Raw genomic sequence first — 18,307 nt, 5'->3', positions numbered from 1 at the left:
GATGAGCGAACGGCACCGGGCTTGTACTAAAATGCAGCAGAGCCTGCAAAATCATTGTTAGCATTTAAATCTTAATTCGTACTTCTGCCGCACACCGTGTTCAAACAACTCACTCTCTGCCTTCTCGACCCGCAAACGCTGCCCACGCTCGAGGCCATGGAGCAGGCGCTGTCCGCGGCGCCTTTTGTGCCCTGCATGGCCAGCCAAGAGCACTCGATCGGCTGGGTGCCGCCGCGCGGCAAAGAGCACGGCGCGCTGGTGGAGCTGGTCAACGGCCAGCGCCTGCTGCGGCTGCAAAGCGAGCATAAGCGCGTGCCGGGCGCGGTGGTGCAGCGCCACCTCGACGAGCGGCTGGAGCAGATCGCGGCCCGCGAGGGGCGTCAGCCGGGGCGGCGCGAGCAGCGCCAACTGCGCGACGAGATCGTGCAGCAGCTGTTGCCCATGGCTTTTGCGCAGAGCCGCAGCGTGATGCTGTGGATCGACCCAATCCACGGCCGGCTGGCCCTGGACAGCAACAGCAGCGCGCGCTGCGACGAGGCCATCAGCACCCTGCTCAAATCGTTCACGGGTTTGCAGCCCCGGCCTTGGCACACCCAGCTTTCGCCCCAAGTGGCGATGACCAACTGGCTCAGTGGCGGCGCCGACGACTGGCCGCCCCAGTTTGCGCCCGGGCAGGAGGTGGAGCTGAAGGCGGCCGACGAGCAAAAGGCCGCGGTCAAGTTCACCCGCCACCCGCTCGACGACGAGCAGATGCGCCTGCACATCGGCCAAGGCAAGCTGCCCACCAAGCTGGCGCTGGATTGGGAGGGACGGGTGCGCTTCGTGCTGGCCGAGAGCGGCAGCCTGAGCAAGATCGAGTTTCTGGACGGGGTCTTTGCCGAGCACGGCCAAGCCGAGGAGGAAGGCGGCTTCGACGCCGACGCCACCATCGCCACCGCCGAGCTCAGCGCCCTGATCGGCGACCTCACCCAGGCCCTGGGGGGCTTGCAGGCTCAAGCCGGCACGGCTGCCCCGACAACGGCGGCTTGAGCACCACCGGGTTGGCTCAAAAAGCCAACTGCTCGGCCTCCAAGAAAGCCAGGCTGATGTAGCGTCCGATGTTGGACTCGAAGCCGAGCATGGTGGTGGCGTGGCGCGCCACCCGGGGGTCTCTGAGCACATTGGCGCGCGCCACCTCGACACCGTGGCCGTCTTTGACGGCCTGCAGGCTGTGCTCCCAGATGCCACGGAAAAACTCGCCATAGTCGCGCAGCAGGGTGCGGCTGGCGCGGCCGTGGGCAGGCACCCAGAGCTGCTCGCCAGCCGCTGCGCTGAGCTTGTCGAAGTACTCGAGCGTGCCGGGAAAGGAGCCGTCGTCCATGTTGGCGATGCGGTTATCCATCGCCACATCGCCCACGTAAGTGACCCGGTCCGGCCGCACCTCGATCGACAGGTCGTAGGGGGTGTGGGCAATGCCGTAGTGGTGCATGCGCAGCTCGACCTGGCCAAAGCGCAGCGTCTGTCCGTGCCGCACGGTGCGGTTGGGGGACACCACTTGCGTGCCGGCAGTGGCCTGATTGGTCCAGCGCTCCATCAGGTTGCGCCACAGATTGCCTGTTGCGCCCTTGATGCCATCCTTGGCGCCCTGCAAGGCATAGATCGGCAGCTCGCGTCCAAAGGCGTTGACGAAAGCGTGGTTGCCGAGCCAATGGTCGCCATGGTAGTGGCTGTTGAACACCGCCACCACCGGCCGGGGCGTGACGGTGCGGATCATGCGGATCGCCATCTCGCCGATCTGCAGCGAACCGCCCGGATCGAGCACCACCACCCCGGCATTGGTGACGACGAACGGCACGTTGGCAAAAAAACCGAGGTTTTCGGGGGTTGGGAAACCATCGCGGGCTCGGATCATCCAGACGTGCGGCGACAACTGCTCTGGCGCCACATCAGGCACCGGCGGGCCCTGGATGAACTCCTGCACCTGCTGCGCCAGCGTGCGCACCGGGGCGGTGAGCGCGAGCGCCGTGAATCCGGCTCCGGCGCCGGCGGCCCCCAAGAGCAGGCGGCGCCGGGTGCGGTCGTGCGCTCGGCTGGGGCGGTTTGGGGCCTCTGAGGGCTGTGTCATGGCGTTGTCTCCTGTGGGCACTGCATCGTCACCGTGCGCGGTGCAAGGGCTGCGCGGTGCGCGTCTATTTATCGTTGCATGATCATTATGCAATATACGGCCGGTGCCTGGGGCCGGACCAGGCTGGCATCGCCTGCCCCGAGCAGGGGTATCAAGGCCGGATCGTGTCCGCCTCGTGCCCGCCTCAACACCCAGCCCGACCCAGCCGCCGTGCGATTTCGGCCACCAGGGTGCGCGCCAACTGCAGCTTCGGGCCAGCGGGCAAGGCCTGGCTGCCTTGTTCGTCGAGCAGCAGCAGGGCGTTGTCGTCGCGGCCAAAGGTGGCGGGACCGATGTTGCCCACCAGCAGCGGCACGCCCTTGCGCCGCCGCTTGGCCTCGGCGTGGGCGTGCAGGTCGTGGCTTTCGGCGGCAAAGCCGACGCAGTACAGTTGCCCGGCGCGGGCACGCGGGCTGGCTGCTGCTTCGGCCAGGATGTCGGGGTTTTCCACAAACGCCAGGCTGGGCGGCTGGCCGCTGCCGTCTTTCTTGATTTTTTGTTCGGCGCTGTGCGCGGGCCGCCAATCGGCCACGGCGGCGGCGGCCACGAACACGCTGGCCCAATCCAGATCGGCCTGCACCGCAGCCTGCATTTGCAGCGCCGACTGCACGTCGCAGCGGTGTACGCCCAGCGGCGTGGGCAAGTGCACCGGCCCGGCCACCAGCCGCACCTCGGCCCCGGCTTCGCGGGCGGCGCGGGCAATGGCAAAACCCATCTTGCCCGACGAATGGTTGGTGATGCCGCGCACCGGGTCGATGGCCTCGAAGGTCGGGCCGGCGGTGACCAGCACCCGCTGCCCGGCCAGGCACTGGGGTTGAAACTGCGCCTGCAGCAGCGCCAGCAGTTGCTCGGGCTCGAGCATGCGGCCGTCGCCGCTTTCGCCGCAGGCTTGCTCGCCCTGCCCCACCGGCCACACGTGGGCCCCGTCGGCGCGCAGTTGCGCCACGTTGCGCTGCGTGGCCGGGTGCGCCCACATCTCGCGGTTCATGGCCGGGGCCAGCAGCAAGGGCACGCGCTCGGCCGGCCGCGCCAGGCACAGCAGCGTCAGCAGATCGTCGGCGCGGCCCTGTGCCAGCTTGGCCAGCAAATCGGCGCTGGCAGGGGCGATCAAGATGGCGTCGGCCGCGCGCCCGAGGTTGATGTGGGCCATCTGGTTGGGCTCGCGCGCATCCCACTGGCTGCTGTAAACGGGGCGGTTGCTGAGCGCCTGCAGCGTGGTCGGGGTGATGAACTGGCAGGCGGCGTCGGTCATCACCACCTGCACCGTGGCGCCGTCCTTGACCAGCAACCGGCACAGCTCGGCCGCCTTGTAGCAAGCGATGCCGCCCGAGAGCCCCAGGACGATGTGTTTGCCGGCAAGGTCGTTCATGGGCGCGACTGTACACCAGCGCGCTGCGGCAGCGATGGGTTCAACCGAGATTCAGAGCGCCGCCAGCAACGGCGGTCGCCGCTGGCGCCACGGCAGTTCGCGCTCCAGCTGGCCGGCCAACCGCAGCAGGCAGGCTTCGTCGAGGTAGCGGGCGGTGAACATCAGGCCGATGGGCAGCCCGGTGCTGCTGTGCTGCAAGGGCAGCGAGAGGCTGGGGTTGCCGGTGAGGTTGGCCAGCGGCGGGGCGGCGACCCAGTCGAAGTTTTTTTGCACCAAGGTGGGCAGCAGGGTGTCGAGCAGCCGCGTCAGCGGCCCCAGGCCGGTGTAGGTGGCCAGGGTGGCGGCGATCTGGTCGAGTCCGCGCAGCTGGAATTCGCCGTGCGGCACCGGGGGCTTGGCCAGCGTGGGCGTGAGGAACAGGTCGCAGCCCTGCATGAAGTGCTCGAACAGGTAGCGCTGCCGATGCAGATCGCGCGCCACCAGCTCGATTCGGGCGCTGGACAGGGACTCGCCAAAGCGCGCCAGCAACCAGGTGGCGGGCTCGAAATCGTCTGGCCGCAAGCGCCGGCCGAGCAGGCGGCGCGCTTCGCGCAGGTCGGTGGCGGCGGCGCACATCACGCGCATCAGGTAGGCTGGGCCGACCACGTGGCGGTCGATCGGCGGCTGCGCCTGCACCAACTCGTGCCCGAGCGCCTGCAACTGCGCCACCGTCTGCTGCAGGGCGTGGCGGCAGTCGGCGCTGAGCTCACCCGAGCGCATCAGGGGTTGCTCGCACCAGGCAATGCGCAGCCTGCCCGGCGGCTGCGTCACCTCGTGCACAAAGGGCCGCGCCGGCGCCGGCGCGGTGTAGGGGCAGCCCAAGTCAGGGCCGCTGGTGGCGTCGAGCGCAGCGGCGGTGTCGCGCACGCTCAGGCTGATGACGCCCTCTTGCACCTGCCCAAACCAAGGCTCGCCCACCAGCGGCCCGTAGGGGTTGCGCCCGCGCGAGGGCTTGAGCCCGACCACGCCACAGGCCGCAGCCGGAATGCGCAGCGAGCCGCCGCCGTCGCCGCCGCTGGCCATGGGGACGATGCGCGCCGCCACCGCCGCCCCGGAGCCCCCGCTGGAGCCGCCCGCCGAGCGCTGCAAATCCCAAGGGTTGCGCGTGATGCCGTGCAGCCTGGATTCGGTGCTGCCCAGGTAGCCGTTTTCGGGGCAACTGGTTTTGCCAAAAATCACCAGCCCGGCGGCCTTGAAGCGCCGCACCATTTCGCTGTCGCGATCCGGCACGTAGTGCCGCAAGGCGCGGCTGCCGTGCGTCAGCGGCACGCCGGCGTAGGCTGCGAGCAGGTCTTTGAGCAAGAACGGCACGCCGGTGAACGGCCCCTGCGGCAGCCCGGCCTCGATGGCGCGGTAGGCCAGTTCGTCCATGTCGTGCACCACCGCGTTGAGCTGCGGGTTGAGCGCGTCGCGGCGGCGGATGGCTTCGTCGAGCAGATCGCGTGCGCTCACCGCGCCCTGGCGCACCAAGTCGGCCAAGCCGAGGGCGTCGTGCTGGTCGTAGTCGGTGAAGCTGGGCATGGTCGATGCTCCCTTGGATCTGGTGCTAGCGGCGCTGCGGCGGCAAATCGGTGCAACTGCCGTGCGCGGCTTCGGCCGCCAGACCGATGCTTTCGCCCAGTGTGGGGTGCGGGTGGATGGTTTTGCCGATGTCCACGGCGTCGGCGCCCATCTCGATCGCCAGCGCGACTTCGCCGATCAAATCGCCAGCGTGGCGCCCGACGATGCCGCCGCCCACGATGCGGCCGTGGCCAGCGGCTTCGGGGCGGTCGTCGAACAGCAGCTTGGTGAAGCCCTGCTCGCAGCCGTTGGCCAAGGCGCGCCCGGAAGCGCTCCACGGGAACAAGCCCTTGCGCACCGCGATGCCCTGCGCCCTGGCCTGCTCTTCGGTCAGGCCGACCCAAGCCAGTTCGGGGTCGGTGTAGGCCACGCTGGGGATCACGCGCGCATCGAAAGCCGCGCGCGCCAGCTCGGCGCTGCCCAGCAATTCGCCCGCCGCCACCTCGGCCGCCACGTGCGCCTCGTGCACCGCCTTGTGCGCCAGCATGGGCTGGCCAACCACGTCGCCGATGGCGAAGATGTGCGCCACGTTGCTGCGCATCTGCGCATCGACTTCGATGAAGCCGCGCCCGTTCACGGCCACGCCGGCGCGCTCGGCGGCGATCTTGTGGCCGTTGGGCGCCCGGCCCACGGCTTGCAGCACCAAGTCATACAGGCCTTCGCTCACGCTGCCGTCTGCGCCCTCGAACTGCACCCGTATGCCTTCGGGCGTGGCTTGGGCGCCCACGGTTTTGGTTTTGAGCAGGATGCGGTCGAAGCGCCCTTGGTTCATCTTCTCCCAGACCTTGACCAGATCGCGGTCGGCGCCCGGCATCAGGCCGTCGAGCATTTCAACCACGTCCAGCCGCGCGCCCAGCGCCGAATAGACCGTGCCCATCTCGAGGCCGATGATGCCGCCGCCGATGATCAGCATCTTCTTGGGCACGCCGGGCAGCGCCAGCGCGCCGGTGCTGTCGACGACGCGCGCATCGTCGGGCAGGAAGGGCAGGCGCACGGCCTGCGAGCCCACGGCGATGATGCAGCGCCTGAACGACAGCACTTTCTTGCTGCCGGTCTGCTCCTGGCCGCTGCCTTGGGTTTCTTCCACCTCGACCTGGTGCGGGCCGACAAAGGCGCCGTAGCCGCGCACGACCTCGACCTTGCGCATCCTGGCCATGGCACCGAGGCCGCCGGTGAGCTTGCCGATGACCTTGTCCTTGTGCGCGCGCAGCTTGTCCACGCTCACCGTGGGGGCGGCAAATTCGACCCCCAGCGCGCCCAGGTGGCTGGCTTCTTCGAGCACCGCCGCCACGTGCAGCAAGGCCTTGGAGGGGATGCAGCCCACGTTCAGGCAGACCCCGCCCAACTGCGCGTAGCGCTCGACCAGCACGACCTTGAGGCCCAGATCGGCGGCCCGAAAAGCGGCCGAATAGCCACCTGGGCCCGAGCCCAGCACCAGCAGGTCGCAGTCGAACTCGGTTGGGTTTTGAAGTGTTTGGTTGTTCATGGCAAGTTAGAGCAGCACGCGGCGGAAGTCGGCCAGAATCTGGCCCAGATAGGCGTTGAAACGCGCCGCCGCGGCGCCGTCGATGACGCGGTGGTCCCACGTGAGCGACAACGGCAGCAGCAGACGCGGCACAAAAGCCTCGCCGTTCCAGACCGGGCTGAGCTGGCTTTTGCACACACCCAGAATGGCGACTTCGGGGGCGTTGATGATGGGCGTGAAGTAGCGCCCGCCGATGCCGCCCAGGCTGGAGATGGTGAAGGTGGCGCCGCTCATTTCGGCCGGGCTGAGCTTGCCGTCGCGCGCTTTCTTGGCCAGTTCAGCCATCTCCAGGCTGATTTGCAGCACCCCCTTCTGGTCGGCGTGCTTGAGCACCGGCACCATCAAGCCATTGGGCGTGTCGGCGGCAAAGCCGATGTGCCAGTAGTTTTTGACGATCAGCGCGTCGCCGTCGAGGCTGCTGTTGAAGTCGGGGAATTTTTTCAGCGCCGCCACACAGGCCTTGATGAGGAAGGCCAGCATGGTGACCTTGACGCCCGATTTTTCGTGCTCGCGGTTGGTGGCGACGCGAAAGGCCTCGAGTTCGGTGATGTCGGCGTCGTCGTGGTTGGTCACGGCCGGGATCATGACGGCGTTGCGCAGCAGGTTGGCGGCGCTGATTTTCTTGATCCGCCCCAGCTCTTTGCGTTCGATCGGGCCAAACTTGGCAAAGTCCACCTTGGGCCAAGGGATGAGGCCCAGCTCACTGCCAGAGGCACCCCCCCCACCGGCGCCGCTGGCAGCCAAGGCCGCCCGGGCCGCTTGGGTGTGCTGCTGCCCGGCCATGACGGCGCGGCTGAAGGCTTGCACGTCGGCCAGCGTGATGCGGCCCTTGAGGCCGCTGCCGCTGACCTCGGCCAGCGGCACGCCGAGCTCGCGCGCAAACTTGCGCACCGACGGCGAGGCATGGGGCAGCGCGGCGCCGGCTTGCGCGGGTGCAGCGGCCGGGGACAGGGCCGGCACGGGCGTACCGGGCTGCGCGGCTGGCGCCGCTGCCGGTGCGGCGGCCACGGGCACGGCAACCTGCGCCGCGACAGCGGGCGCAGCAGCAGGGGCAGCAGCCGGCTCGGCCACATCCTCGGTTTCGAGCTCCAGCAGCACCGAGCCGATGTTCACCTTGTCGCCCAGCGCCACCTTGAGCGCGCGCACCACGCCGGCGTGCGAGCACGGGATTTCCATCGACGCCTTGTCGCTCTCGACCGTGACCAGCGACTGCTCTTGGGCTACGCGGTCGCCCGCCTTGACCAGCAGCTCGATCACCGCCACGTCTGTGAAGTCGCCGATGTCGGGGACTTTGACTTCGATCATTGCCATGATGGGTGCCTTTCGCTCGCTTCAGGCGTGCAGGGGGTTGATCTTGTTGGCGTCGATGCCGTATTTGGCGATCGCTTCGGCCACTTTGGTGGCGGGCAAAGCGCCCTCCTCGGCCAGCCCCTTGAGCGCGGCGACCACGATGTAGTGGCGGTTGACCTCGAAGTGCTGGCGCAGCTTGCTGCGAAAATCGCTGCGGCCAAAGCCGTCGGTGCCTAGCACCTTGAAGCTGCGCCCTTTGGGGATGAAGGCCCGAATCTGCTCGGCGTAGGCTTTGATGTAGTCGGTCGCGGCCACCACCGGGCCGGTGTGCGCAGCCAGCTGCTGCGTCACGAACGCCTGCCGCGGCGCCTCGGTCGGGTGCAACAGGTTCCAGCGCTCGCAGTCCTGGCCCTCGCGCGCCAGCTCGTTGAAGCTCGGGCAGCTCCAGACATTGGCCGCCACGCCCCAGTCCTGCTCCAGCAGGCGCTGCGCATACAGGCTCTCGCGCAGTATGGAGCCGCTGCCGAGCAGCTGCACCCGCGGCGTGAGCTTGGGGCCTTCCTGGCACAGGTACATGCCCTTGAGGATCTGCTCCTCAGTGCCCGGCTGCAGGCCCGGCATGGGGTAGTTTTCGTTCAGCAGCGTGAGGTAGTAAAACACGTTCTCCTGGCGCTCGACCATGCGCCTGAGGCCGTGGTGCAGGATCACCGCCACCTCGTGCGCAAAGCTCGGGTCGTAGCTGACGCAGTTGGGGATGGTGCCGGCCAGAATCTGGCTGTGCCCGTCTTCGTGCTGCAGGCCCTCGCCGTTGAGCGTGGTGCGCCCGCTGGTGCCACCGAGCAAGAAGCCGCGCGCCTGCATGTCGCCCGCCGCCCAGGCCAGGTCGCCGATGCGCTGAAAGCCAAACATCGAGTAATAGATGTAGAACGGCACCATGATGCGGTTGTTGGTGCTGTACGAGGTCGCGGCCGCGATCCAGCTCGCCATGCCGCCGGCTTCGTTGATGCCCTCTTGCAGGATCTGCCCGGCCTTGTCTTCGCGGTAGTACATCACCTGGTCTTTGTCCACCGGGGTGTAGAGCTGGCCCTTGGGGTTGTAGATGCCGATCTGGCGAAACAGCCCCTCCATGCCGAAGGTGCGCGCCTCATCGACCAGAATCGGCACCACGCGCGGCCCCAGCGCCTGGTCGCGCAGCAGCTGCGTGAGGAAGCGCACGTAGGCCTGGGTGGTGGAAATCTCGCGCCCCTCGGCGGTGGGTTCGAGCACCGCCTTGAAGGTTTCGAGCGCCGGCACGGTGAACTGCTCGCTGCTGCGCGCGCGCCGCTTGGGCAGGTAGCCGCCCAGCGCCTGGCGGCGCTCGTGCAGGTAGCGCATCTCGGGCGTGTCGTCGGCCGGCTTGTAGAACGGGATTTTGGGCAGTTCGCTGTCTGGGATCGGGATGTTGAAGCGGTCGCGGAAGGCGCGGATGTCCTCGTCGCTGAGCTTTTTGGTCTGGTGCGCGGTGTTCTTGCCCTCGCCCGCCTTGCCCATGCCGTAGCCCTTGACGGTCTTGACCAGCAGCACCGTGGGCTGGCCCTGGTGGTGCTGGGCGCGGTGGAAGGCGGCATAGACCTTGGAGGCGTCGTGGCCGCCACGGCGCAGCGCCGCCACGTCGGCGTCGCTCATCTTGGCCACCAGCTCGAGCGTGCTGGGGGAGCGGCCAAAGAAGTTCTTGCGCACGAAGGCGCCGTCGTTGGCCTTGAAGGCCTGGTAGTCGCCGTCCAGCGTGTCCATCATGATCTTGCGCAGGGCGCCGTCCTTGTCGCGCGCCAGCAGCTCGTCCCACTGGCGGCCCCAAAGCAGCTTGATCACGTTCCAGCCCGAGCCGCGAAACTCACCCTCCAGCTCCTGCACGATCTTGCCGTTGCCACGCACCGGGCCGTCGAGGCGCTGCAGGTTGCAGTTGACGACGAAGATCAGGTTGTCCAGCCCCTCGCGCGCCGCCAGGCCGATGGCGCCGAGCGATTCGGGTTCGTCCATCTCGCCGTCGCCACAAAAGGCCCAGACCTTGCGCCGCGCCGTGTCGGCAATGCCGCGCGCGTGCAGATACTTGAGGAAGCGCGCCTGGTAGATCGCCATCAGCGGCCCCAGCCCCATGCTCACGGTCGGGAACTGCCAGAAGTCGGGCATCAGCTTGGGGTGCGGGTAGCTCGACAGACCCCGGCCATCGACCTCTTGGCGGAAGTTGAGCAACTGCTCCTCGCTGATGCGCCCTTCCATGAAGGCGCGGGCGTAGATGCCGGGCGCGCTGTGGCCCTGCATGTAGAGCAGGTCGCCGCCGTGGCTGCCGCCGCTGTCGGTGTCGTCGGCGTGCCAGAAGTGGTTGAAGCCCGCCGCCAGCATGTGCGCCAGCGACTGGAACGAGCTGATGTGACCGCCCAGGTCGCCGCCGTCGGCCGGGTCGAGCCGGTTGGCCTTGACCACCATCGCCATCGCGTTCCAGCGCATGTAGGCGCGCAGCCGCCCCTCGAGCGCCAGCTTGCCCGGGCTGGGCGCTTCTTCGCCCGGCTCGATGGTGTTGACGTAGCCGGTGGTGGCCGAAAACGGCAGGTCCACGCTGTGCTCGCGCGCTTCTTCGAGCAGTTGCTCGAGCAAGAAGTGGGCGCGCTGCGGGCCTTCGCGCTCGATCACCGCCGTCAGGGCGTCGAGCCATTCGCGGGTTTCCTGGGCGTCGAGGTCGGGCGCGCTGAGCACGCTCTGGGAGGGAGGCAGGGGTTCGGACATGCGGCGTCTCCTGTTTGTGGGCCACTGCGGTGCGCGCGATCGCGGCGGACACCGACGGGTTTATGGTGACACAGGCGCGCGCCACCTCTGCGCAAGTGTGGCAGAGTTTGTGCGTTTTTTCAAGATGCAGATTAATTTTTTGTATTATGAAATTGCGTCCGCACACCAGCCCATGAGCAAGCCCGATCCGAGGCGGGTTTTTCCCATAGACTTGGAGCCGATGACTACACCCCGTTCATGGTTCGGCTGGCTGCGCGCGCACTGGCGCCCTTGGCGGCGCTGGCAGCGCTGGTGGCTGGGCCTGAGCCCGGCGCAGCAAGACCGGATGGTCAGCATCGTGCCCCTGATCTCGGTGCTGCTTTTTTTGGCCGCCATCGCCTCGGCGTTCACCTACTTCACCCGGCTCGAGGCCCAGCGCGAGCAGCAAGAGGTGACGCGCGATGTCGAGTACGCGCAGCAGCGCCTGCGGCTGCGCTTGCTGGAGCCGCACGAGCCCCTGCAGCGCATGGCCGCAGAGATCGTCGGCGGCGAACTCAGCCCCCAGCTGTTTGCCCTCGAGGCCGAGCTGCTGGCTGGGCGCTTTCCCGAACTGCTGGCGCTGACCTGGCTCGATGCGCGCGACCAGGTGGTGTCGGCCCACGCCGCCGTGCAGGCGCCGGCGCAGCTCGACCGCAGCGTCGGCCAACCGGTGCTGGATGCCGACACCGGGGGCGCGCTAGGTGTGGCGCGCACCACCCTGCAGCCGCATTTCAGCCGCCCACTGGGCGGCCCAGGAGGGCCCGACTCGCGTCTGCTGTTGCTGCTGCCCCTGACGCACATGGGGCGCCACCAGGGCACCTTGATGATCGAGTATTCGCTCGAAATGCTGCTGCGCCTGGGGGTGCCCGGCGATGTGCGCACCCGCTACGCGCTGGCGCTGGTCGATCTGAACGGCAACGTAGTGGCCGGCAGCACGCACGAACTCGACCCCGAGGGCCTGCCCTGGCTGCCTTGGGCTGGGCACCCGCGCAGCGCCCAGCTGGCGGTCACGCCTGTGGGCCCGCATCTGCAGCTGCGCGCCACCAGCTACCGCATCAGCCGCGATGCCGCCGGTGAAGGGTTTTTCTGGGTCGTCGGCTCGCTCAGCCTGCTCACCATCTGGATGCTGCTGACCAACCTGCGCCACACCCGGCGTCGGCTGCAGGCGCAGCGCGCCTTGCAGTCCGAGACGCTGTTTCGTCGCGCCATGGAAAACTCGATGCTCACCGGCATGCGCGCGCTCGACCTCAATGGCCGCATCACCTACGTGAACCCGGCCTTTTGCTCCATGACCGGCTGGAGCGAGACCGATCTGGTGGGTGCGCAGGCCCCCTTCCCCTACTGGCCCGCAGCCCATGTGGAAAACCTGCACGCCCGGCTCGATGACGAGCTCAGTGGCCGCACCAACGCCGGGGGCTTCGAGATGCCCGTGCAGCGCAAGGACGGCAGCACCTTTTATGCCCGCATGTACGTCTCGCCGCTGATCGACTCGCAAGGCCAGCAGACCGGCTGGATGACTTCGGTGACCGACATCAGCGAACCCAAGCGCGTGCGCGAAGAGCTCGGGGCCTCGTACCGGCGCTTCACCACCGTGCTCGACACGCTCGACCAAGCGGTGTCGGTGGCGCCCCTGAACAGCACCGAACTGCTGTTTGCCAACCGCATGTACCAGACCTGGTTCGGCTCGACCGCCGAAGGGCACCGGCAGTTGATCCAGCTCAGCCAGCGCAGCAGCGCCACGCGCCCCGATGGCGACGACCACCAGTCAGACGGCCTGGCCGGCCTGCCCACCGACACCCTGTTCGAGGCCACCACCGAGCACGCCGAGCTGTTCCTCGACGACCTCAACAAGTGGCTGGAAGTGCGCTCGCGCTACCTGACCTGGGTCGATGGCCGGCTGGTGCAGATGGTGATCGCCTCCGACATCACGGCGCGCCGGCGCGCCGAGCAGCAAGCCGCCCTGCAGCAAGAGCGCGCCGAGGCCGCCAGCCGCCTGATCACCATGGGCGAGATGGCCTCGAGCGTGGCGCACGAGCTCAACCAGCCCCTGACCGCCATCAACAACTACAGCAGCGGCATGATCGCGCGCTTGCAGCAACAGCAGATCAGCGAAGCCGAACTGCTCGAGGTGCTGCAAAAAACCGCCAAACAGGCCCAGCGCGCCGGCCAGATCATCCAGCGCATCCGCGCCTTCGTCAAACGCAGCGAACCCACCCCGATCCCGTCGGACGCGGCGCAGATGGTGGCCAACGCCGTGGAACTGGCCGAAATCGATCTGCGTCGCCATCTGGTGCGCCTCAACACCTACGTGGCGGCCCGCTTGCCGCAGTTGCTGGTCGATCCGATCCTGATCGAACAGGTGCTCATCAACTTGCTCAAAAACGCCGGCGAAGCCATCATGCAGGCGCAGCGCCCTGTCGGGCAGCGCCAGGTCGAGCTGTGCGTGACGCCGCGCCACGTCGAGGGCCTGCCGGTGGTGGAGTTCAGCGTGCGCGACAACGGCCGCGGCATCCCGCCCGAACGACTCGAGCGCATCTACGAGGCCTTTTACAGCACCAAGGCCGAGGGCATGGGGATCGGGCTCAAGCTGTGCCGCTCGATCGTCGAATCGCACCACGGCCGGCTCGAGGCGCGCAACCTCTACAATGGGCACGAAATCATGGGTTGCGAATTCAGCTTCTGGCTCCCCTCGCTGATTGCGCTCAAATCCTGATGCACCCCAAGGCCAGTGCCCGCCGCCGGGCCTGGGCCGACCCAATGAAGGCGACAAATGAGTGTGATGGCTAAGCGCGGTTTGGTTTATGTGGTCGATGACGATGAGGCGGTGCGCGACTCGCTGCAGTGGCTGCTCGAAGGCAAAGACTATCGGGTGCGTTGCTTCGAATCCGCCGAGGCCTTTTTAAGCCGCTACGACCCGCGCGAAGTGGCCTGCCTGGTGGCCGACATCCGCATGGGCGGCATGACCGGCATGGAGCTGCAAGACCGGCTGCTCGAACGCCACTCCCCCTTGCCGATCGTCTTCATCACCGGCCATGGCGACGTGCCCATGGCGGTGCAGACGATGAAAAAAGGCGCGCTCGACTTCATTCAGAAACCCTTCGACGAGCAGCAGCTCATGGCCTTGGTCGATCGCATGCTGGAGACCGCACGCTGCGCCTTTGCCGACCACCAGCAAGCCGCCAGCCGCGAAGCCCTGATGGCCCGGCTCACCGGGCGCGAATCGCAGGTGCTCGAGCGCATCGTGGCCGGGCGGCTCAACAAACAGATCGCCGACGACCTCAACATCAGCATCAAAACGGTGGAGGCGCACCGCGCCAACATCATGGAAAAGCTCGGCGCCAACACGGTCGCCGATCTGATCAAAATCGCCTTGGCTCCGGGCGCGAAAGCCTGACCCCCTGCCCTTTACCACCCCTTCTGTTTCTGCAATGACTGCTCACTTGATCGACGGCGTGGCGCTGTCGCGGCAACTGCGCGCCGATCTGGCGCAGCGCGTGACCAAGCTGGCGGCGCAGGGCCACCGGCCCGGCCTGGCGGTGCTGCTGGTGGGCGACGACCCGGCCAGCCAGGTGTACGTGCGCAACAAGGTCAAGGCCTGCGCCGAGGCCGGCATCCACTCGCTGCTCGAACGCCACCCTGCCAGCCTGAGCCAGTCCGCGTTGCTGGCGCGCATCGCCGCGCTCAATGCCGACCCGAGCATCCACGGCATTCTGGTGCAGCTGCCGCTGCCGCCGCAGATCGACGCGCAGCACGTGATCGAAGCCATCAGCCCGACCAAGGACGTGGACGGGTTTCACATCGCCAGCGCCGGTGCGCTGTTGGTCGGGCAGCCCGGTTTCTGGCCCTGCACCCCCTACGGCTGCCTGAAAATGCTGGAGCACATCGGCTTTGACTTGCGCGGCAAGCACGCCGTGGTCATCGGGCGCAGCAACATCGTCGGCAAACCGATGGCGCTGCTGCTGCTGCAACGCGACGCCACCGTGACCCTGTGCCACTCGCGCACCCCAGACCTCAAGACCCACACCCGCCAGGCCGACCTGATCGTGGCCGCGGTGGGCAAGGCAGGGCTGCTCACGGCCGACATGGTCAAGCCCGGCGCCGTGGTGCTCGACGTGGGCATGAACCGCGATGCCGTTGGCAAACTGTGTGGTGACGTGGACTTTGCCGGCGTCAAAGAGGTTGCCGGCTACCTCACGCCCGTGCCCGGCGGCGTCGGGCCCATGACCATCACCATGCTGCTGAGCAACACCGTGCAGGCGGCCGAGCGCGCTGCGGCGGCTTAGCGCCCAGGCTGCGGCCTACTGGTAGCGCACCGCCACGATCTCGTAGCGCTTGACGCCGCCCGGGGCCTGCACCTCGGCCACGTCGCCCTCCACCTTGCCGATCAGGGCGCGTGCGATCGGGCTCGAGATGTTGATCAGCCCCTGCCTGAGGTCGGCCTCGTCTTCGCCCACGATCTGGTACGTGACGGCCGTGCCGCCGCGCTCGTCTTCGATCTCGACGATGGCCCCAAACACCACCCGGCCACCGGCGTCGAGCGTGGCCGGGTCGATGACCTGCGCTTGCGCCAGCTTGCTCTCGATTTCGGCGATGCGGCCTTCGATGAAGCCCTGGCGCTCTTTGGCGGCGTCGTAGTCGGCGTTCTCGCTCAGGTCGCCTTGGGCGCGCGCCTCGGCAATGGCGTTGATGACCGCCGGGCGGTCGCTGGATTTGAGGCGCTGCAACTCGGATTTGAGCTGTTCGGCGCCGCGCTTGGTCACGGGATAGGTGGGCATTGTTGCGTCTCCAAATGCAAACCGCCGAGCTGTGCAGACCCGGCGGTTGATGAACGGCTATTATGCCCGAACGCGGCTGCGCTCCACGGCCTGTCCGCGGCGCTCGCGCGGCCTCTCACGGCGCTGGCGGCACGACTATGCCCCATGGAGGGGGCAGCGCCCGTCAAGCCGGTTGCGCGCTGGCTGCGGCGCCTGTGCTCTGCGCCAGCGGCCAGCGCGGCCGCACCGCAAAGCTGTACCCCTCGCCGCAGGCGTCGGCCGGCATCAAGCCGGCTTGCCAGCGCATGGCGGCGGCCAGTGCGATCATGGCCCCGTTGTCGGTGCACAGGTGCAGCTCGGGGTAGTGCACGCGCAGCCCCAGGCGCTGGGCAGCGGCATCGAGCTGCTGGCGCAAGCGCTGGTTGGCGCCCACGCCGCCGGCCACCACCAGCCGCCGCAGACCGGTTTGCTGCAAGGCGGCGAGCGATTTCTTGAGCAGCACCTCGACGATGGCGGCCTCGGTGGCGGCGGCCAGATCGGCCCGGCGCGCTTCGAGTTCGGCGCCCAGCTTGCGCGCCTGCGTGAGCACCGCGGTTTTGAGGCCAGCAAAAGAAAAATCCAGATCGCCGCTGTGCAGCAGCGGGCGCGGCAGGGCGAAAGCCGAAGCCTCGCCCTGTGCCGCCAGCCGCGCCAGCGCCGGGCCGCCGGGGTAACCGAGCCCGAGCAGTTTGGCCGATTTGTCGAAGGCTTCGCCGGCGGCGTCGTCGATGGTTTCGCCCAGCAAGTGGTAGCGCCCGACCCCATCGACGCGCATCAGTTGCGTGTGCCCGCCCGAAACCAGCAGCGCCACGAACGGGAACTCGGGCGCATCGGCGCTCAAGAAGGGCGACAGCAGATGCCCCTCGAGGTGGTGCACCCCCAGCGTGGGCTTGCCCAGCGCCGCCGCCATGCCGCACGCCACCCCGGCCCCCACCAGCAAGGCCCCAGCCAAGCCCGGGCCGCGCGTGAACGCCAAGCAATCGATCTGCTGCAGCGTGCAACCGGCCTGCTGCAACACGCTGTGGGTGAGCGGCAGCACGCGCCGGATGTGGTCGCGGCTGGCCAGCTCGGGCACCACACCGCCATACGACTCGTGCATCTGCACCTGGCTATGCAGGGCCTGCGCCAGCAACTGCGGTGGGGCCGCACCAGTTTGGGCGCGCACCAAGGCCACCCCGGTTTCGTCGCACGAGCTTTCGATTCCCAAAATCAGCATGGGATGAGTGTAAGGCAGGCACTGCATCCCGCGACACCCTCCCGCGCCACAAGGGCATGAAAATTGCTTGGAGCAGACGGCACAACCCCGACGCCGCCTGACTGCCCACCCACTCGATGACCTCTAGCCTCAGCTTCCTACTGGCCGCCAAACACACCGAGCTGAGCGAGTTGCAGCGGCTGGCACAGAGCATTGCGCTGGCCCGCAGCACCGCCGCGCTGGTGCACGAGCTGCAGCGCGAGCGCGGGCTCTCCAACCTTTGGGTGGGGTGGGCCGGCTCAGCGCAGGCCGACCCGCAGGCCGAACTGCAGCAGCAAATCCGGCACACCGACCCCCAGGTGGCGCAGTGGCTGCACGAGTCCGTTGCCCTGCTCAGCGCGCCCACACCGCACGCTGCACGGCTGCTGGGCCGGGTGGCTTACGCGCTTCAAGGCCTGGATGCGCTCGCCCTGCTGCGCACGCGTGTGGCCACCAAGGCGCTCGACACCCAAGGGCTGTCGGCCGCTTACGCCCGCCTGATCGCCGGCTTGCTGGCCGTGGTGTTCGAAGCCGCCGACCAAGCCAGCACCCCCGAGCTGCTGCGCCCGCTGGTGGCGCTGTTCAACCTCATGCAAGGCAAGGAGTGGGCCGGACAGGAGCGGGCTGCAGGTGCCGCCCTGTTTGCCCGTGGCCAGGCGCAAGCGCCCGAGCTGCTGCACCTGAGCGAACTGATCGAGGCGCAGCAGCGCTGCCTGCAGGTGTTCGAGTCCTTTGCCAGTGCGCCGCTGCTGCAGCTTTGGCATCAGCGCCAGCGCGCCCAACCCCTTGGCGAGCGCAGCCGCTTGCGCCGCTTGCTGCTGCAAACAGCGGCTGCGGGGGCGCTGGAGCCGCAACAGAGCGCGCTCTGGTTTGCTGTTTGCAGCCAGTGCATGGACCAGATGCGCCCGGTCGAAGACCAGTTGACGCAGGATCTGGTCGCGCAAGCCCAGGCCTGCATGGCTCGGGTGCAAACCGAGATCGGGCAACTCGAACAGCGCCAACGCCAGCCCCCCGACGCGCAGACCCACGGCGTGCGCGGCAGCGCTTTTTTTGAAACCACGCCCCCCACCCTCCAGCCCACGCCCCAAGGTCTGGCGCTGGGGCTGGAAAAGTCGGTGCTCGACCTGGTGCAAGACCAGGACCAGCGGCTGCAAGCTGCCGCCGCCGAGCTCGAGACGCTGCGCGCCAGCCTGAACGAGCGCAAACTGATCGAGCGCGCCAAGGGCCTGCTCATGGCGCACCAGCAGCTCGACGAACCGGCCGCGCACAAGGCCCTGCGCGAGCTGGCCATGAACCAGAACAAGCGCATGGTGGATGTGGCCGAGGCGGTGCTGTCGATGGGCCGCCTGCTTGCACCAAGAAGGTAAGCGCCCGGGCGCGAATTTGGTGCGCCGGGGCGGCCAATGGGTGCCAAGGCAGCGCCAGTGCCCCACCCCTCCCGCAAACTCAGCCCCAAACCACCTTGGCACGGAATCTGCTTGATTGACGGCATGGTTCGCGCCAATGGCGGCTCGAACCCGGCTCGCAGAGCCACAGGGGCAACGGCGTCCCTCCAACCCGCTTTCATGGCGGG

The 18,307-nt window shown here is 68.0% G+C and carries 13 protein-coding genes; 5 read left to right on the top strand and 8 right to left on the bottom strand.

Annotated elements, in window-relative coordinates; translation table 11 throughout:
- Positions 1-96 precede the first annotated feature (96 nt).
- Positions 97-1,029, top strand: coding sequence for a recombination-associated protein RdgC (locus AAAZ40_RS06235; protein ID WP_476659558.1), 933 nt, complete (start codon positions 97-99; stop codon positions 1,027-1,029).
- A 16-nt stretch (positions 1,030-1,045) separates the two neighbouring features.
- On the opposite strand, the gene AAAZ40_RS06230 is transcribed toward AAAZ40_RS06235, so the two are convergent.
- The 6 genes from AAAZ40_RS06230 to aceE form a co-directional block, all read right to left on the bottom strand.
- Complete coding sequence (locus AAAZ40_RS06230; RefSeq protein ID WP_476659557.1) at positions 1,046-2,104, bottom strand: MBL fold metallo-hydrolase; 1,059 nt, start codon at positions 2,102-2,104, stop codon at positions 1,046-1,048.
- A gap of 184 nt (positions 2,105-2,288) precedes the next feature.
- Positions 2,289-3,512 (bottom strand): bifunctional phosphopantothenoylcysteine decarboxylase/phosphopantothenate--cysteine ligase CoaBC, encoded by a 1,224-nt coding sequence (gene coaBC, locus AAAZ40_RS06225; protein WP_476659556.1) that lies wholly within the window; start codon positions 3,510-3,512, stop codon positions 2,289-2,291.
- A 51-nt stretch (positions 3,513-3,563) separates the two neighbouring features.
- Complete coding sequence (locus AAAZ40_RS06220; RefSeq protein WP_476659555.1) at positions 3,564-5,072, bottom strand: amidase; 1,509 nt, start codon at positions 5,070-5,072, stop codon at positions 3,564-3,566.
- A 25-nt stretch (positions 5,073-5,097) separates the two neighbouring features.
- Positions 5,098-6,597 (bottom strand): dihydrolipoyl dehydrogenase, encoded by a 1,500-nt coding sequence (gene lpdA / locus AAAZ40_RS06215; RefSeq protein ID WP_476659554.1) that lies wholly within the window; start codon positions 6,595-6,597, stop codon positions 5,098-5,100.
- A 6-nt stretch (positions 6,598-6,603) separates the two neighbouring features.
- Entirely contained in the window at positions 6,604-7,947 is a 1,344-nt protein-coding gene (aceF, locus tag AAAZ40_RS06210; RefSeq protein WP_476659553.1) for a dihydrolipoyllysine-residue acetyltransferase, read from the bottom strand.
- Between the two features lie 21 nt (positions 7,948-7,968).
- Positions 7,969-10,689: a pyruvate dehydrogenase (acetyl-transferring), homodimeric type gene (gene aceE, locus AAAZ40_RS06205; RefSeq protein WP_476659552.1), complete on the bottom strand. Its 2,721-nt coding sequence runs from the start codon at positions 10,687-10,689 to the stop codon at positions 7,969-7,971.
- A gap of 220 nt (positions 10,690-10,909) precedes the next feature.
- Here aceE and AAAZ40_RS06200 point away from each other — a divergent pair, with 220 nt between their 5' ends.
- The 3 genes from AAAZ40_RS06200 to folD are packed head-to-tail and all read left to right on the top strand — an operon-like array spanning position 10,910 to position 14,990.
- Complete coding sequence (locus AAAZ40_RS06200; protein WP_476659551.1) at positions 10,910-13,420, top strand: PAS domain-containing sensor histidine kinase; 2,511 nt, start codon at positions 10,910-10,912, stop codon at positions 13,418-13,420.
- 57 nt (positions 13,421-13,477) lie between these two features.
- Positions 13,478-14,101, top strand: coding sequence for a response regulator transcription factor (locus AAAZ40_RS06195; RefSeq protein ID WP_476659550.1), 624 nt, complete (start codon positions 13,478-13,480; stop codon positions 14,099-14,101).
- 34 nt (positions 14,102-14,135) lie between these two features.
- Positions 14,136-14,990: a bifunctional methylenetetrahydrofolate dehydrogenase/methenyltetrahydrofolate cyclohydrolase FolD gene (gene folD / locus AAAZ40_RS06190; RefSeq protein ID WP_476659549.1), complete on the top strand. Its 855-nt coding sequence runs from the start codon at positions 14,136-14,138 to the stop codon at positions 14,988-14,990.
- 15 nt (positions 14,991-15,005) lie between these two features.
- Here the strand turns inward: folD and greA are convergent, their stop codons facing one another.
- Together greA and tsaD are read right to left on the bottom strand one after the other, a co-directional pair.
- Entirely contained in the window at positions 15,006-15,482 is a 477-nt protein-coding gene (greA, locus tag AAAZ40_RS06185) for a transcription elongation factor GreA (RefSeq protein WP_476659548.1), read from the bottom strand.
- A 163-nt stretch (positions 15,483-15,645) separates the two neighbouring features.
- Entirely contained in the window at positions 15,646-16,716 is a 1,071-nt protein-coding gene (gene tsaD / locus AAAZ40_RS06180; protein ID WP_476659547.1) for a tRNA (adenosine(37)-N6)-threonylcarbamoyltransferase complex transferase subunit TsaD, read from the bottom strand.
- Between the two features lie 116 nt (positions 16,717-16,832).
- Between tsaD and AAAZ40_RS06175 the strand changes: the two genes are divergently transcribed.
- Positions 16,833-18,101 (top strand): nitrate- and nitrite sensing domain-containing protein, encoded by a 1,269-nt coding sequence (locus AAAZ40_RS06175; RefSeq protein WP_476659546.1) that lies wholly within the window; start codon positions 16,833-16,835, stop codon positions 18,099-18,101.
- Positions 18,102-18,307 lie beyond the last annotated feature (206 nt).

It is taken from the genome of Serpentinimonas sp. SMBJO2, from assembly GCF_056341105.1.
Note: the sequence above shows the minus strand (reverse complement) of the source record. Positions and strands in the feature narration are given on the sequence as shown.

Bases quoted from the DNA above. Each gene is read 5' to 3' on its own strand.
- AAAZ40_RS06230 (WP_476659557.1), bottom strand. From the start codon at position 2,104: ATGACACAGCCCTCAGAGGCCCCAAACCGCCCCAGCCGAGCGCACGAC.
- coaBC (WP_476659556.1), bottom strand. From the start codon at position 3,512: ATGAACGACCTTGCCGGCAAACACATCGTCCTGGGGCTCTCGGGCGGC.
- AAAZ40_RS06220 (WP_476659555.1), bottom strand. From the start codon at position 5,072: ATGCCCAGCTTCACCGACTACGACCAGCACGACGCCCTCGGCTTGGCC.
- lpdA (WP_476659554.1), bottom strand. From the start codon at position 6,597: ATGAACAACCAAACACTTCAAAACCCAACCGAGTTCGACTGCGACCTG.
- aceF (WP_476659553.1), bottom strand. From the start codon at position 7,947: ATGGCAATGATCGAAGTCAAAGTCCCCGACATCGGCGACTTCACAGAC.
- aceE (WP_476659552.1), bottom strand. From the start codon at position 10,689: ATGTCCGAACCCCTGCCTCCCTCCCAGAGCGTGCTCAGCGCGCCCGAC.
- AAAZ40_RS06200 (WP_476659551.1), top strand. From the start codon at position 10,910: ATGACTACACCCCGTTCATGGTTCGGCTGGCTGCGCGCGCACTGGCGC.
- AAAZ40_RS06195 (WP_476659550.1), top strand. From the start codon at position 13,478: ATGAGTGTGATGGCTAAGCGCGGTTTGGTTTATGTGGTCGATGACGAT.
- folD (WP_476659549.1), top strand. From the start codon at position 14,136: ATGACTGCTCACTTGATCGACGGCGTGGCGCTGTCGCGGCAACTGCGC.
- greA (WP_476659548.1), bottom strand. From the start codon at position 15,482: ATGCCCACCTATCCCGTGACCAAGCGCGGCGCCGAACAGCTCAAATCC.
- tsaD (WP_476659547.1), bottom strand. From the start codon at position 16,716: ATGCTGATTTTGGGAATCGAAAGCTCGTGCGACGAAACCGGGGTGGCC.
- AAAZ40_RS06175 (WP_476659546.1), top strand. From the start codon at position 16,833: ATGACCTCTAGCCTCAGCTTCCTACTGGCCGCCAAACACACCGAGCTG.